The sequence below is a fragment of the Bacillus sp. BD59S genome (assembly GCF_007363175.1).
GTDB lineage: Bacteria > Bacillota > Bacilli > Bacillales > Bacillaceae_G > Bacillus_A > Bacillus_A pacificus.
In genome coordinates, this window is record NZ_CP034686.1 from 2974971 (window position 1) to 2989905 (window position 14935).

The 14935-nt window shown below is 34.8% G+C and carries 18 protein-coding genes and 1 pseudogene; 5 read left to right on the forward strand and 14 right to left on the reverse strand.

Annotated elements, in window-relative coordinates; all coding sequences use genetic code 11:
• Positions 1–16 precede the first annotated feature (16 nt).
• Positions 17–301, forward strand: coding sequence for a DUF1292 domain-containing protein (locus EKQ63_RS17415; RefSeq protein ID WP_074567512.1), 285 nt, complete (start codon positions 17–19; stop codon positions 299–301).
• Positions 302–348: 47 nt separating this feature from the next.
• Here EKQ63_RS17415 and EKQ63_RS17420 read toward each other — a convergent pair whose 3' ends face one another.
• From EKQ63_RS17420 to EKQ63_RS17445, 6 genes are all read right to left on the reverse strand, one after another.
• Entirely contained in the window at positions 349–1428 is a 1080-nt protein-coding gene (locus EKQ63_RS17420) for a pyruvate kinase (RefSeq protein WP_223290760.1), read from the reverse strand.
• A gap of 71 nt (positions 1429–1499) precedes the next feature.
• Positions 1500–2210, reverse strand: a complete 711-nt coding sequence (locus EKQ63_RS17425) for a hypothetical protein (RefSeq protein ID WP_087954880.1) — start codon at positions 2208–2210, stop codon at positions 1500–1502.
• Between the two features lie 337 nt (positions 2211–2547).
• A complete protein-coding gene (locus EKQ63_RS17430) occupies positions 2548–3306 on the reverse strand; it encodes an SDR family oxidoreductase (protein ID WP_087954878.1) in 759 nt (252 codons plus the stop codon).
• A gap of 56 nt (positions 3307–3362) precedes the next feature.
• Positions 3363–5021 (reverse strand): putative ABC transporter permease subunit, encoded by a 1659-nt coding sequence (locus EKQ63_RS17435; protein WP_087996162.1) that lies wholly within the window; start codon positions 5019–5021, stop codon positions 3363–3365.
• A complete protein-coding gene (locus tag EKQ63_RS17440) occupies positions 5014–5739 on the reverse strand; it encodes an ABC transporter ATP-binding protein (RefSeq protein WP_000570195.1) in 726 nt (241 codons plus the stop codon). Before EKQ63_RS17440 ends, EKQ63_RS17435 begins: the two co-directional genes overlap by 8 nt.
• 87 nt (positions 5740–5826) lie before the next feature.
• Positions 5827–6021 carry a hypothetical protein gene (locus EKQ63_RS17445; RefSeq protein ID WP_000958870.1) on the reverse strand — a complete coding sequence of 65 codons (195 nt, stop codon included), beginning with the start codon at positions 6019–6021 and terminating at the stop codon, positions 5827–5829.
• Positions 6022–6200: 179 nt separating this feature from the next.
• Between EKQ63_RS17445 and EKQ63_RS17450 the strand changes: the two genes are divergently transcribed.
• Both EKQ63_RS17450 and EKQ63_RS17455 read left to right on the forward strand, forming a co-directional pair.
• A complete protein-coding gene (locus EKQ63_RS17450) occupies positions 6201–6560 on the forward strand; it encodes a DUF3796 domain-containing protein (protein ID WP_087996164.1) in 360 nt (119 codons plus the stop codon).
• Positions 6548–6751, forward strand: coding sequence for a helix-turn-helix transcriptional regulator (locus EKQ63_RS17455; RefSeq protein WP_087954875.1), 204 nt, complete (start codon positions 6548–6550; stop codon positions 6749–6751). The genes EKQ63_RS17450 and EKQ63_RS17455 overlap by 13 nt, the downstream gene beginning before the upstream one ends.
• A gap of 175 nt (positions 6752–6926) precedes the next feature.
• On the opposite strand, the gene EKQ63_RS17460 is transcribed toward EKQ63_RS17455, so the two are convergent.
• The 5 genes from EKQ63_RS17460 to EKQ63_RS17480 form a co-directional block, all read right to left on the reverse strand.
• Complete coding sequence (locus EKQ63_RS17460; RefSeq protein WP_087996166.1) at positions 6927–7889, reverse strand: tubby C-terminal domain-like protein; 963 nt, start codon at positions 7887–7889, stop codon at positions 6927–6929.
• A 70-nt stretch (positions 7890–7959) separates the two neighbouring features.
• Entirely contained in the window at positions 7960–8661 is a 702-nt protein-coding gene (locus EKQ63_RS17465) for a YjjG family noncanonical pyrimidine nucleotidase (protein WP_143881337.1), read from the reverse strand.
• A gap of 86 nt (positions 8662–8747) precedes the next feature.
• Positions 8748–9770, reverse strand: a complete 1023-nt coding sequence (locus EKQ63_RS17470; RefSeq protein WP_143881338.1) for a tyrosine-protein phosphatase — start codon at positions 9768–9770, stop codon at positions 8748–8750.
• Between the two features lie 89 nt (positions 9771–9859).
• Entirely contained in the window at positions 9860–10699 is an 840-nt protein-coding gene (locus tag EKQ63_RS17475) for a hypothetical protein (protein WP_143881339.1), read from the reverse strand.
• A gap of 51 nt (positions 10700–10750) precedes the next feature.
• On the reverse strand, positions 10751–11473 hold the full coding sequence (locus EKQ63_RS17480) for a GNAT family N-acetyltransferase (RefSeq protein ID WP_143881340.1): 723 nt from the start codon (positions 11471–11473) through the stop codon (positions 10751–10753).
• Between the two features lie 123 nt (positions 11474–11596).
• Here EKQ63_RS17480 and EKQ63_RS17485 point away from each other — a divergent pair, with 123 nt between their 5' ends.
• Together EKQ63_RS17485 and EKQ63_RS17490 are read left to right on the forward strand one after the other, a co-directional pair.
• Entirely contained in the window at positions 11597–12436 is an 840-nt protein-coding gene (locus EKQ63_RS17485; protein WP_087996176.1) for a DUF2785 domain-containing protein, read from the forward strand.
• A gap of 17 nt (positions 12437–12453) precedes the next feature.
• Positions 12454–12903: pseudogene (locus EKQ63_RS17490) on the forward strand (NUDIX hydrolase).
• 92 nt (positions 12904–12995) lie between these two features.
• Here the strand turns inward: EKQ63_RS17490 and EKQ63_RS17495 are convergent.
• From EKQ63_RS17495 to EKQ63_RS17505, 3 genes are all read right to left on the reverse strand, one after another.
• The gene (locus EKQ63_RS17495) at positions 12996–13250 is read right to left on the reverse strand and encodes a YbeF family protein (protein WP_071715294.1); all 255 of its coding nucleotides are present in this window, start codon (positions 13248–13250) and stop codon (positions 12996–12998) included.
• 99 nt (positions 13251–13349) lie between these two features.
• Positions 13350–13730, reverse strand: coding sequence for a VOC family protein (locus tag EKQ63_RS17500; protein WP_087996249.1), 381 nt, complete (start codon positions 13728–13730; stop codon positions 13350–13352).
• A 61-nt stretch (positions 13731–13791) separates the two neighbouring features.
• Positions 13792–14817, reverse strand: coding sequence for an ROK family transcriptional regulator (locus tag EKQ63_RS17505; RefSeq protein ID WP_143881341.1), 1026 nt, complete (start codon positions 14815–14817; stop codon positions 13792–13794).
• Positions 14818–14935 lie beyond the last annotated feature (118 nt).

The following is a 14935-nucleotide window of genomic DNA, read 5'->3' on the forward strand; positions in this document are numbered from 1 at the left end:
GTTGGACAGGAGGAGAATGAATATGTCTGATATTGAAGTTGGCGAAGTGTTTACTCTTAGTGATGAGAATAACGAAGAGCAAGAAGTAGAAGTACTTGGAGCGATGGATGTCGAAGGTGCAGAATATATTGCAGTTGCCTTTGTTGAAGATATCCAAACAGAAACTGAGGAAGACATTGATATTTTCTTTTTAAAAGTAGAAGAAGATAGCGAATTCTCATACATTGAGAATGATGAAGAGTTTGAAAAAGTATCTGCTGCGTTTGAAAAGATTTTGGATGAGCAAGAGCAAGAAGAATAGGAATGAAACAGACGAGGACGGATGCATATCCGCCCTCTTTTTATTTATCACGCATCCAAAGACTTATGCAGTAATTCCAGTACATCTTTCATCACAACAGGACCATCTTTTTTTACATGCTCAGCAAATTCAGAAACAAGGCGCAATGTTTTTACACTTTCAATCGGATGCTCGCCTGACGCACTTTCAGCAGAAAGCATAACAGCATTCGTTCCGTCCATTACAGCTTGAAACACATCAGTCACCTCAGCCCTTGTTGGAATAGAATGCTCTACCATGGATTGCAGCATTTGTGTCGCTGTAATAACATATGTATTCGTTCGATTACATTCCTGAATCATCATTTTCTGCAAGAGCGGTATAAATTGATACGGCAACTCAACTCCTAAATCTCCCCTTGCAATCATGATTCCATCTGCTTCCTTACATATATCTTGAAAATTCTCGATCGCTTCCATCGTTTCTATTTTTGCAATTAAATTAGGTGACGTTTCTTTATACTGTTGTATAAAATCTCGTATTTCTTTTATATGACTAGGTTTTCTTACGAAAGAACATGCGATAAAATCAACACCCTCTTCTAAAAGAAACTGAATATCTTTTTTATCTTTCTCTGTAATAGCTGGTAAACGAACGATTGCGCCTGGTAAGTTCACCCCTTTATGAGATGAGATATTACCACCTGTTTTCACCTTTGTTTCTATTGTATCCGTACTTACTTTCTCAACGATTAACTCAACTTCACCATCATTCATTAAAACTCTACTTCCGACTTTCACATCATGCGCGATTCCTTCATAATCAACACTTGCTTCCGTACTACTCCCTGTAACTGGTTGCGTATGTAAAATAAAAGAATCTCCCGCCTGAAGCGCAATTTGTTCTCCTTTTATTTCCCCTAACCTTATTTTAGGACCTTGTACATCGCCTAAAATTTTAATAGAATCATCTAACGATTTCACTAAACGAATGATATCTTTATGACTTTCATGCGTCCCATGTGATAAATTTAGCCGAACAATTTTCATACCATTATTTATTAACTGCGCTAACGTTTCTTTGTTATTACTTGCTGGACCAATTGTACAAATTCGATCGATTGTCATATTTCCACCATCCTTTTTCATTAGGATTCCCATAAACTTTCATTACACTCTCAACGTCAAAAAAGCCTACTCACACAAGTAGGCTTTTGAAACTACGAAAGTTTCGTTAATAACTGATTTAAATCTTTTTTCGTTTTCGTCGTTAATGACTTCATTTTAGTAATATCTATCTTTTCTTTCTCCGCTCCTACAATTAACGGATACATACTTTGTCCGATTGTTTTAGATTCAGCTGGGTGTGATGTTTCTAACTCTTTCTCGATTACATCCCACTTTGCATTAATTTGTTTTCCAAGTTTATTTACTGTTTCTAATTTTGGATTAGCAGCTAATTGCTTGTCTAAGCTATCAATTAATGCAGCAACTTCTTTTACATTTGTTTTCACCGCTACGTTTTTCTTCGGATCTTTCGTTGTTTTTCCGTCTGAGTTTGTACTTGTACTTTGATCTGTTGTTTTCCCGCTAGTCGTTTGATCATTCGTCTTTCCTGTCGTCTCTTTTTCTTTTGTTTTTACATTCTCATTTTGAGTTGACGTTTTACCGTTACTTTCTGTTCCTGATGATTCTTTCGTATTTTTTGCATCTTTATCTGTTTTTTCATTTGAAGAAGTATTTGTTTCTTTTTCAGTATCTTTCGTTGTTTTTGACGCTTCATCTGCACTTGTCGTTTTTGATTCTCCTTCATTTTGCGCTGTTACTTGCTCTTTCTTTTCTTTCTCTTTATCTGCTGAAGGACTACAAGCTGCCATAGTAAGCATTGTACCAATTGTTATCGATGCGATAGCGACCTTTTTCATTTTCATATAAATCCCCCTATGTTTACGTAATTTATCCTCCCCTTTACGATTCGATTTCCCCGTAAAAAATCCCTTTTCATACGAATTATCATTTTTCCGACAGTAATCTTCATAATAATACGTACAAAAAATGATAAATCAATTTGAATATTCGAGTTTCTTCTACTTCATTTTTCTTCTGTGCAGGAAAAGAAAAAGAATATATTGTCACATGAAGCATTACGATCCTCATATGACGACATACTCTTCTATCAAATTTTTATCTTTCTTGACATTTTATTTATACAAAAAATAAAATTTTCTTTCGTTTTTTTGTTTCTCAACAATTGTTAACATAATAATTTTATGAGTAACCACCATTCGAATGAATAATTTGCCCTGTAATCCATTTTGCTTCTTCACTGACTAAAAAAGAAATTACGCGCGCTGCATCCACCGTTTCTCCTACTTTACCTTGTGGAAACTTCCATACTAAATGATGCTTCAGCTCCTCTGTAATCCATCCTGTATTCGTTGGTCCTGGATCAACAGCATTCACTGTAATCCCCTTCTCCATCGCAACTGGTGCTACTGATTTTGTAAATGCTTCAATTGCTCCTTTCGTCGCTACGTATGCTAGTTCATCAGGCATTGGCCCGAGTGACTGCCCTGAAGTAAGATTAATAATACTGCCACTCGCCTTGCTTGCATAATGTTTTATAAATAATGAACTTAATAACATAGTAGCGCGAACATTTACTGTATAGTGTTTATCTAACTGCTCTACATTTAATTCTTCGATTCTCGTATGAGTAGCATACGCTGCATTATTAATTAAAATAGATGGATCACCTAACCGTTCTGAGACCATATAAAACAAACGGTTTGGCGAATATGACTGCGATAAATTGATTTCTGCCATTTCACATCGAACACCTAAACTTTCAATCTCCTCTTTCAACAAAAAGGGCTCTTTTTCATGCATTCCCCACGGCATCGCTTTATCATACTGAGACCAGTACGTGAAAAAAATGTCTATTCCTTTTTGAGCAAGCACCTTGCATACAGCTGCACCAATTCCATTCAGACGAGTTGCCCCTGTTACAATTGCTATTTTCTTCACCTTTTCTCCTCCACCTATGGATAAATCCTCTGCACGAATACAGAGGATCTATCTTTTTATTCAATATTTGACAATATACGTTCTGCACCTAATTTTAACATTTTAATAAAGACATAATTTACAATCGTAAACATTACAAATAAAACGATAAACATAACCCACAGCCCTACTTGAAGGAAGAAGTATAATAGACCTACTCCCGCTACAATAATTAAAGCTATTAAAATATTAGCTAAAAAATTCCACAAAGTTGTATATCGGCTCTTAAATAATTTCTGCTCTGTATCCCAATGTATATCTGCAGTTTGTGCATCCCAGCGTGTACCAATTAAATTAATTAACAGTAAGCCGTTCGCACTTAGTAAAAACCACAGTAACATGAAAACAGGAGAAATTCCCGCTACAACTGCCATCGTAATACCGAACACTGCTAAAATAATTACATTAATTAACCAAGCCGTGATCGCTTTTGCAAAAAAGATATCCGAAGCTTTTACAGGTAAATAACGATTCACAAACCAAGAGCTTCCATCACGTGAAAATGATGTTGTTGCGATGACGTTACTTCCCATTAAAAATAGCGATGCACAAAGGCCAACGCCAATTGCAAGACCTGCTGATTTTGGATTATTAATATAACTCGTAATCCATTTTAAATTTCCATCTTGTACAAATAAAACGAAGAACAACATAATCGGCATAACGAAAGTTTGTACGATACAATTCAAGAAAAATTGTGGTGTACGGAATAACGTTTTAAATTCTTTTTTCACATACGCTTTCAAATGTGAACTTTGTACCGTTGATTTTTGTAAACCTTCTGCTGAAATGACCTCTTTTTTTGCTGTACTCGTTGAAAGTCCAATAACCCCTTTTAAATATGTACGCTCTGCAATGTAATAAAACAACACAAAAAATACAAATGAAATAAGTGCAAAGATTATTACATATAAAGGACCCTTCCAATTTGCATTTTCTACTAACGCCACTGCTCCAAAATATGTAGTTGGAAAATAATTTGTCATTTGTACTAAAAGAGAAGATTCGTTGTTTGCAAGATAATTTGTAATTGCATCTTCAGAAAACGAACTTTTATTTTTCCACTGCAAAAATACATTAATCCCTACAATAAATAGTATACTTACGATTCCAATAAATATATTTCCTCGGTCTTTATTTTTCCCTATATTTGTATACCTCATAATAACTGTCATCAGTAACGAAGCTAATACTAACGGCACAATCGGGAAAAGTAAGTAAATAAAAATCATGTATATGTAATATGTAATAAATGCGCCACTTTTTAAACCGTACGTAATAAAGATTGGTAGTAAAATGAATGAGCTCATTACGTATTGTGTAATTAATACTGTTAAAAATTTTGCCGAAATAATTTGCGCTGGTTTTAATGGTAATGGTAATAACATTTCAATGTCATTGCTGTAGTAAAATACAGTTAAAATGTTCGTTATACTCATTAAAAATACCCATATACTCGCAATCGCAAGTCCCATTGCGACAATCATTCCTGGGTCTTGCCCTAAATGTATCATTCCCTCATACATTCCGTGCGTGATAGAACCAAATATTAAAAAGCCGACAAATAAAATAGCTGCAAATGAAAATACATATGCCCATCGCTTCTTCTTATCTGTTATGAAATCTGCATAATTTAATTTCAATAATACTTTCGTTAACGTCCAAATTTTACTCATTGCCCGTCATCTCCAAGAACATTTTTTCAAGTGATTCGTTGGATTTAAAATGATCTCTCATTTCATCTAAATTCCCTTTGAACTGCAAATTCCCCTTATTAATAATCGCGACGCGGTCACATAATTTTTCGGCCACTTCTAATACGTGTGTAGAGAAGAATACAATCTTTCCTTTATCTGCATGTTCTCTCATCATTTCTTTTAAAATATATGCAGATTTCGGATCAAGCCCCGTTAAAGGTTCGTCTAAAATCCATACATCTGGCTCATGCACGAGCACACCAATAATAACGATTTTTTGTCTCATACCGTGCGAGTAACTTTGAATTTGATCCGATAACGCATTGTAAAGATCAAATTTCTTCGCTAAAGACTCGATTCGTTCTTGGCGTACTTCTTTCGGCACTTCATACATATCTGCCATAAAGTTTAAATATTCAATTCCCTTTAATCGTAAAAACATATCTGGGCTATCTGGGACATAACCAAACGTCCTTTTCGCTTCCATCGGATTTTTCATAATATCTATACCATTAATCGTAATCGTCCCTTTGTCCACCCCATGAATACCAGTAATCATCTTAATTGTCGTTGATTTACCCGCACCATTCGGTCCTAAAAACCCAAAGATTTCTCCGCTAGGCACAGATAAGCTTAAATCTTTTACTGCATAGGTAGACCCATTATAACTTTTTGACACATTCGTAATCTCAATCATTCCATCCAATCCTTTCCTTAATTACCAAATAACTATATCAACATTATAGCATACTTCTATTTTCAGATTTTTGTATTTTTCAGTTTTTTAACCTTTAAAATAAATATACAAACCTAATCCAACGATTAAAACGACAGCTAGTATAATATAAATCATCGTAAGCCTTCTAATATTCCCCTTTGTCGCTTTACTATAATTTGCATCACCATTTCGCCCAATTAACACCGTCGCGACTACAGTAATCACTACAAGTAATACAACGACCATGATCCAAGTTAGCATACCTTCCTCCCCCTCCTTACAACCATTTTACAATATTATCCTCTTTATTTCGCAGTATATTTCCTCTTTTTACTATTATTATGAAGTAAACTGGAAAACTATTATTACCATTTCTATCCATATGTGATATATTTATAACATAACGTGATTTATTTCTAACATTGAAAGGAGAATCTATCATGAAAACAACTTGGATAAAATATTTAGGGTTTCTCGGTTTCTTCGGTTTCCTCGGCTTTTTTTATGAAAAAGGATTGTTTACTATGTTTTGTTTTTTCTCCTTTTTCACAACGTACAGAACGGTTCAACACGATGAACTATTTGAACAAATCGTCAATAAATCGTGCCGCAATGCTTTTATCGTTACATTACTAACCACTGCTATCATTCTGTTTATTGAAATGTTATTTCCAAACCCGATGCTACAAGAAATTGATATCGCCCTTATTTTCGGCACACTCATTCTTACGTTCGGGTTCTCTATGTTCTTTTACGATAAACCTGTTGACGAAATGGAAGATGCACCATGGCGTTCGTAACGAGAATAAAAGAATACCGTGCTAAATTGAACATGACACAAGAAGATTTGTCAAAGAGCGTTGGTGTACGTCGTGAAACAATTAGTCACCTTGAAAAAGGAAAATATAATCCTTCCTTACAGCTTGCTCACGATATAGCGAAGGCACTTCATAGTACGATTGATGAAATTTTTATTTTTGAGGATGAATAAAGTGAAACTTTAATCATCCCTCACCAATCGGGCTTTAATGGGCAGCCCGACCCCCACCTAAATTCTTTGCTTTCGCTGCATTTTGAGGTGGGGGTCTTACTGCCCATTAAAGTGAGATAAAAAATACCGGCATTCTTTTCACAAAGAATACCGGTATTTTTCATTTATACAACTATCACCCATACAAAACCGCATGAAATACGCCCAACAGTAAATATTGGTCTTCTATATAATCTTCATCGTATACATTCATCTCGATGTGATACATATCTTCCTCAAGACGAATATTCCAATCTGCGATTACATAGCCCTTTCGTAATAACTTTCCCATCCCAAAAGTAGTTTTATGAACAACATATTCTTCTCTCTTATACGTAAAGGTAAATAAGAAATTTGCATCCAATAACTTTCCGTCACATACAAGTATTTCATGCTCTGCATCATGATTATCTTTGTACGTTACTAAAATCCTTCTTTGGCGCTGCCTACTTACATCCTTTGCAACAACGCGAATATTGTCCTTATTATCCTTTATTTCATAAATGATATTACTACCGACTTTCGGAATAAAGTCTAACACTTTCATCAACGTATTTTTATAATAGCCCCGTACTGCGCCTACTCTTTCGCTTTCATTATAAACCTCTATTGACGTCGTATCCGCCTTACTATCACACAGTCGTTTGTAAGAAAGCTGCATCACCTGCTCTCCTCTTAAGTACTGATCAAACGTCACAGGATATTCGATCGCGCGCAGTTCTTTATTTAGCTCATATAAATAACGCCCAACGCTCTTTACTAATGTTGTAGTAGAAATACTCTCCTGAAGTTCAAATTGTTGCCAGCTGGAAGAAACTCTCCACTGATTCTCCTCTTCATAGGAGAAAGCAAGAATAATCTCATCACGGTCAGGCGTTTCATAATTCATATGTACGTTCTGCCCGTGTTGCACTTGCTCCATCCACTGTCCTAAATAAATGCCTAGCTCTGCAACCTTCATACGTGACTTTTGAAAAAGTACGCTGTCACTCGCGCAAATTGTTACATCCCCTTCGATAAAACCCTTTGAATAAGCATCATACCGCGGCTCATCCTTTTGTGGGATATTCTTGTCTAACTCAAATAAAAACGTTAACATCCTTTATTCACCTCTAGTTGTTACACAGCTCTTGCCCATATTGACTATAACTGAAGATATATCAATACCATTAAAATGAAACTACTTTTTCTTTAGCCACTTCTAAAATCTGTATAAGACTCTCCACTTCATAAGTCGGCTTAACATCTGTCCTATTCTCTTTCAAACTCGGATTATACCAACACGTATCAATGCCGTAATCTTCTCCGCCTCTCATATCAGAAGTGAGCGAATCTCCAACCATTAGTACACTTACTTTATCCGTAATCCCAAACTTTTCAAATGCATAATCAAAAATCTCACGTGCTGGTTTTTGATGACCAACCTCTTCTGAAATAATAATATGATCAAAGAAATTACATAAAGGCGAATTTCCGATTCTAGATTGTTGTACTTTTGTATATCCATTCGTAATAATACCTAACTTGCAATCTTGTAGATTCTCACATAATTGCACTGCACCTTCTATAAGATGTACTTCTTTCCCTAAGTTTTCAAGGTATGCATCACTAAATTGCTGCGCATCTACTTCTATATTATGAAGGGCAAATAATTGTCTAAATCGATCTACCGCTAATTCACTTAACGTAATCATTTTATTTTCTAAATCTCTCCATAATCCATTACTAATCTCTTTATAACTCGAAAGATAATCACTATACCCTGTAGGCATACCAAACTGTACAAACGCATTATGTAATGCGTGTCTTTCCGTTTCAGGAAAATCTAATAATGTATCGTCTACGTCGAATAATATAACTTTGTATTTCATGATGTTCTCCTCAATTCCTATATTCTCATAGCCTAATTATAGCAACAATAAGAAAAGGAGGCTAATCTAATCAGCCTCCCTCCTCTTTATTTATCTTCTAACAATAAAACTTTCATTTCTTCTAACGACTCTTTCGTAAAGCCAAGTGCTTTTTCAGCATACGCTTCAACTGAACCGTATTGCTTTTTTAATTCATCAATCGCAGCTTGTAAATACTCAACACGTGCTTCAAACATTGCGCCCAATATCGCTCTACTTTCATCGTTTTGTAGTTTTGCACCTAAAAAGGCCATCATTTTTTCATTTAACTTTTCACGGAAACCATTACTTAATAAATAATCTTCCATTACTGTTTTCTCTGGTACACCTAGTAAAAGTAATAATAATGCTGATCCAAATCCAGTACGGTCTTTTCCAGCTGTACAATGGTTTACTAACGGTAAGTTTTCCGGGTCTTGCGCAAGTTTTAAGAAGCTCACAAATGCTTCATTACCACTTACGAAGTCTTGATTCATTTTCACAAGATACTCACCTGGTTTTCCTAACATAGAAAGGTCACCAACTTGGAAAAACTCATTTATATTTAAGTCTTTCGCTAAGTCTTGCATAACTGGTAAGCACACTTGACGAGCACCTATAATTTCTGGGTTTGGCTTATGCTTCACTTCAAAGTCTGTACGGTAATCACAAATTAACTTTAAACCAGACTGTTGTAAATACGCAATATCCCACTCTGTTAATCCTGCTAATTCTTCAGAACGGTATAATTTGCCCCATTTTACTTTACGGCCTTCAGTCGTTTCATATCCTCCCATATCACGAAAGTTAAACGCGCCTTGTAATGGCAATCTACGCTCAGCTACTGTCACTGCTTGTCCATTACTACCTACTAGCCTAAAATATGGACGCTCATTTTCGCTCGGGTTTTCAATTGTATATGATGATTCTCCATTTACCGTTGCAAGTAATTCTCCATTTTCTTCAATATGATCTGGTGAAGTACTCCAATAAATACGAACTTCTTCTATATGATTTTCCCACTTTATTTGTAACGTATTATCTTCATTTCTTTCTACAGTCGCTTGTAACCAATGTCTTTGCTGCTCCATTCTTTCACCAACGCTTTCTCATATAATCGAATCTTTCTTTATTGTATTATAGGAATATCTATTTTGTCGTTCTCATTTTTCTTTTTATCTTACAAACAGGCAAAAAGTTCTTTTACTTGTTCAAAATTTGTACATGGATTCCCTCGAAATACGTATGTGATTTGTTCATTACCTAAATCTTCGTATACAACTGTTCCGCGATCAGAGTGTGAATAAAACTCTAACTCGTTTATAATTTGTTTTGGGCCATAGTTCATTGTCCATGAAGAAACAGGATAATACGCTTTGTTTTTATGTCTACAAACCCAAAGTGCATATAGTTTATTATCTTCGTCCCAGTATACATACTGCGTTTCATCATTTCCAAAACCGACCGATTCAAGTTTCCAACTCAGCTTTTCATGAATTGACAATTTTACATAGGATACGTCATCTGGAGCATTCCACTCTCTACATCTTCCTATCTCGCCCATTTCACCTCTCTTAGCTTGAAAGCTTAATAAGTGAAATGGTGTATGTAATATCGTTTTCGCAAACTCCATATGTACCGGTTGTAATTCAAATAGAAATCGTTCCATTTCGTCTTGGTTTACATATCCATGATCAACTGAAATTTCAACTTGTGTTTTCCATATAGATGTAACGTAACTTTCTTTTCCTTTATAATTTACACCTTTCCAATACACAAGCTTTTTATATTGAAAACAATCCCCTTTTACTTGAGAAATACAGGTATCTGGAAATACTGGCTCCATTATATCGAGAAAAAACTCTTTTACCCGAAACATTCCAGTTGGAGTAACAACTTGAAACCAAAAAGTTTCCCACTTTTCACCTTCATAACGTTCTGAAACCTTTTCAACTTTCCAACCTTCTAACAATACATGTGGATACAGTAAAACGAATGAATGCATGGATTGTTTTAACATATATAGTCCCCTCCCGCTATACGAGTTCGAGAGTATACATCATTCATCCTTCTAAAACTTTCTCACATATCTCTCAGTTGAACTCAGCAGCTGACATCCGTTCTTTTCAAAAATATCCTTCATCCACTCATTTTGCACATTTGTCTCACCGATATAATAAGATGCTCCTATTTCTTTTAAAACAAACATTGCTCCTGTAAAGAATGCTGCTTCGTATCCTTTATTTCGCATATTTGGAGCGACTGCGAAATACATGAGCTTTCCTTCTTCTAACGTCCCCTTTTCAATATGCGGGATTACAATTCCTATCAGCTCTTCACCTACACTCACTGTTAAACAATGTTCTTTCCATTGCTCACCAATTTCTTGTAGCATCATATTTACAAATTGATCATAAGTGACTTGTTCTTCCGTCATCTCACTCCAAAGAGAATAAAAAGCATCTTCTCCTACTTCTTCAATCAACTTAAAATCAATTTCACTTTCTACATCTTCTACTTTATATAGATCCTTAAACACAATGATGTTTTCAGTAACATATTCAAAAGAATACGTTTCAAAACATTTTTTATACATATTACAATTGGGGCTTTTCGAAGAAATCTCAAAATGTAAGTTTTCAATTCCCTCTTTTTCAGCCTCAGCAACGCAATATTGCATGATTCCCTTTAATTGCTCTTCTGTAAAAATCTCTGCATTATTTTCTTTTATCATGATAGAAGAAGCATTTCTTCTTATTTTAAAATGTTTTTCTAACTGTTCTATGGTCGTCATATTCTTCCCTCATCTATGTCATACTTGAATTTCTACTTGTTCTCCTTGCATGAGCAGGATTGTCCTTGAATATATAGAATACTAGAAAACATCGCATCTTTAAAGTGCGGAGGAGGTTCTCCATTGGATATTACAGCGCTGCAACAACAGTTAGAGCTTATACAACAAAATGACTATACGCAACTGCAACATATAGATATTAATGAGTTAACTTTGAACATGCTTCAGTTTATCGGAACGACTGATAGTTACGTCCGTTATCAACTTATATATAAATGTTTTTCACATTTCATTCATCATGAATTCCTTATGGATGATCAACTAAAATTACTGTTGCAAACTTGTTTAAGTGATGAGTATTTATATTGTGACATTTACTCCACGCATTCAGATGGGGTTTTCACACGTTCTTACACTGTTTCGTTACTTGCGTTAATACTTCAATTCGCTAATTCGCACTACTTTTGTACAGAGGAGGATATCGAAGAAATAAAAAACAAACTCATTACATACACAAACTTAGAAACAGATTTTCGAGGCTATATCGAAAATAAAGGATGGGCTCATTGTCTTGCTCACGTATCTGATGCCTTTACTGAAATTGTTCACAATTCTTATACAACCTTTGAATGGTATGAAGAATTAATTCATTGCTTATTAAATAAAATCTTCATTCCATCTGACCTTTTTCATAATAACGAAGATGAACGAATTGTTACGCCATTACTAGCAATGCTGTATCATGACTTTCCGCAAGACGAGTTAATTTCTATTATTCATAAAAAAATAAAAAGGCTTCCCCAAATTAGAAAACGCCTTTCACTTAATGAGTATTGTATTTTATGTGCCAACATTAAAACCTTTTTACGCACTTTATTTTTCAGAACGAAAGATGATCATAACTTAGCCTTTACAGCACGTAAAACAGAAAGAATGTTAAAAGAACTTCCTAATTACTATTAAAAACAAGGAGTCAAAACATGGGTTATATTGAAGACATGAGAAATTTAGTAGGAAATCATCCACTTATTTTAATAGGTTCGCACGCCATTATAGTAAATGAAAAAGGTGAAGTATTACTGCAGCTCCGCACAGACTTTAACCGCTGAGGCATTATTGGCGGCGCCTTAGAATATAACGAAACGTTAGAAGACGCTTTAAAGCGAGAAGTATATGAGGAAACTGGACTTATTATTAAAAATCCAAAACTATTCCGTACATATTCAGGACCAGATTTCTTTCAAATCTATCCAAACGGCGATCAAGTACATGGTGTACTCGTTGTTTATATTTGCCGAGAATTCAATGGTGAGTTTGTATGTGATCAAACAGAATCAAAAGAATTACGTTTCTTTCCGCTTGATAAATTACCTAGTACTCTTCATCCAGTTATTGAGGGGATTCTTCGCGATTTTCATCACTCCAATTAAAAATAGACATTAAACAACCTCATTTCACATCATGATAACGTGAAATGAGGTTGTTGTCGTTCACCGTAAATCACTATTTCCCCAAAATGATATTAACGTTCTCTTTCTACAACTTTATATCCCTTTACAAAAAGGATAGTTATATAAGAAACAATAAATGAAAGAATCGTATACATGCCAACCCAAAAGAAAAATGCTGGATCGTGCACTGTAACATGTAACATAAGAAAAATAAGAAATGTTACCATTGGCATCACGTAAAATATACCTATTTTATATGTCACAGCTATTGAAAAAATACAAATAAGCAATGGATATATACAGAAAATCAAAATTGACTCACTCAATGTTATGTCCCCCTTTCTGCAGAAATAATAGGTTTCTTGTAAAACAATTCGGGGAACAACAAAGTTTTATATTTTTATTCGTTTTTAGTAAATAAAACGTTAGATCGTTATCTCAATCTGATTTCCTTCAGGATCACTTACTACACTTTCGTAGTAACCATCCCCTGTAGTACGCGGACCGTTTAACACAGCGTATCCTGCTTCTCTTAATGTACTAGTTAATTCGTTCACTTTTTCTTCACTACCTACAGAAAAAGCAATATGCGCATATCCTATTGTTTGTATTTGTACTTTCTCATCTATCCCTACCTGCTTCATAAGTTCTAGACGCGCACCACCTTCAAAAGTTATAAAATAAGATTCAAACTGCTTTTTCGGATTGTGATATAAGCTATTTTCTTCACCACCGAAGTACAGTTTATAGAAATCACGCATTCCTTCTAAATCATTCACCCAAATTGCTACATGTTCAATTTTCATAATTGGCACCTTTTCTTTTATGTTATTCAACTGAAAATTGGATGCTTCATTGCCAGTACATTTAATTTTCTTTATTTGTTCTCGTAATCATAAGATCAAGTCCAAGGCTTTTTAGCCCATATAAATAATCTTCTTTCCAGTTGCTCACTGTTATTTTCGGAATATGTTCTGCCGGAATGTACTGCGGACAACTTTTTACAATTTGATCTATTACAAATTGGTTTACTTCATCATCACAGAAGATGAATCCATGAGGGTTAATAATAGCTATACATGTAGCTATTAAACGAGTAATAGCATCTATATTATATTCCTCTGGATTATTCGAATCTTCACTTCTCAAAGCTTGCAAGAAATTTTTATTATCATACTGCGGGACGAAAGATATCTCTCCTGAGAAAAATGTGCTTCCGCGTACGACATCTCCATTTACCATAATACCTGCACCTGGGCCATTTTGACCTGAATATAAATATACAAGAGAGGAATTGTCATAGTTTCCAGTTTTATAATAACCAAGCACAGCAGCATTCATATCGTTTTCTATTACTACTGGTATAGAAAACTGTTCCTCCAAATGACTTTTCAAATTAAAATTTTGGAACTTTTCATATCCAGGAATATAAAAAATACGACCATTATCAACCGAACCAGGCACACCAATTGATATAGAGCTTATCTTCGGGAATGTATCGATAAGACCTTCAATATGTTTAGATAATAGATTTACGCCCGTATCAATTAACATACTTGAAGTACTTCCTTGTTCTTTTACTTCCCCTAAACAGTTGAAAATTGCATAGTTTGTTTCATTTTTTTCTAAAAATATCGCTAAACCTAACATATATTCTGGATTATAAGCATATCGTTTCGCTCTTCTTCCGCCACTTGAATCATCTAAACCGACTAAAGTGACTTCACCGTCTTGTTTCATATTTTCTATAAATTTACTTATCGTTGGAAAACTAATTTCTAATGCATTACTAAGCTCAACTTTCGTTGCACTACCTCGCTCTAAAAGAGCTGTACGTATGCCGCGAAGGATCGTCTCTTTAATCGATTTTTGAGTAACAAATTGCTCACTCAAATCGCTCACCACCTTAATCAACATACTTATTAAACACTTTTAATAAGTTGCGTTGACAATATATCATACATCATTTTCTAAAGCAATAAAGATGATATATTTCCGCTGCACGCACTCT

Bases quoted from the DNA above. Each gene is read 5' to 3' on its own strand.
- EKQ63_RS17500 (WP_087996249.1), bottom strand. From the start codon at position 13,730: ATGAAAATTGAACATGTAGCAATTTGGGTGAATGATTTAGAAGGAATG.
- EKQ63_RS17465 (WP_143881337.1), bottom strand. From the start codon at position 8,661: ATGAAATACAAAGTTATATTATTCGACGTAGACGATACATTATTAGAT.
- EKQ63_RS17455 (WP_087954875.1), top strand. From the start codon at position 6,548: ATGGCGTTCGTAACGAGAATAAAAGAATACCGTGCTAAATTGAACATG.
- EKQ63_RS17435 (WP_087996162.1), bottom strand. From the start codon at position 5,021: ATGAGTAAAATTTGGACGTTAACGAAAGTATTATTGAAATTAAATTAT.
- EKQ63_RS17480 (WP_143881340.1), bottom strand. From the start codon at position 11,473: ATGACGACCATAGAACAGTTAGAAAAACATTTTAAAATAAGAAGAAAT.
- EKQ63_RS17425 (WP_087954880.1), bottom strand. From the start codon at position 2,210: ATGAAAATGAAAAAGGTCGCTATCGCATCGATAACAATTGGTACAATG.
- EKQ63_RS17420 (WP_223290760.1), bottom strand. From the start codon at position 1,428: ATGAAAAAGGATGGTGGAAATATGACAATCGATCGAATTTGTACAATT.
- EKQ63_RS17460 (WP_087996166.1), bottom strand. From the start codon at position 7,889: ATGTTAACGTTTTTATTTGAGTTAGACAAGAATATCCCACAAAAGGAT.
- EKQ63_RS17475 (WP_143881339.1), bottom strand. From the start codon at position 10,699: ATGTTAAAACAATCCATGCATTCATTCGTTTTACTGTATCCACATGTA.
- EKQ63_RS17445 (WP_000958870.1), bottom strand. From the start codon at position 6,021: ATGCTAACTTGGATCATGGTCGTTGTATTACTTGTAGTGATTACTGTA.
- EKQ63_RS17415 (WP_074567512.1), top strand. From the start codon at position 17: ATGAATATGTCTGATATTGAAGTTGGCGAAGTGTTTACTCTTAGTGAT.
- EKQ63_RS17450 (WP_087996164.1), top strand. From the start codon at position 6,201: ATGAAAACAACTTGGATAAAATATTTAGGGTTTCTCGGTTTCTTCGGT.
- EKQ63_RS17470 (WP_143881338.1), bottom strand. From the start codon at position 9,770: ATGGAGCAGCAAAGACATTGGTTACAAGCGACTGTAGAAAGAAATGAA.
- EKQ63_RS17440 (WP_000570195.1), bottom strand. From the start codon at position 5,739: ATGATTGAGATTACGAATGTGTCAAAAAGTTATAATGGGTCTACCTAT.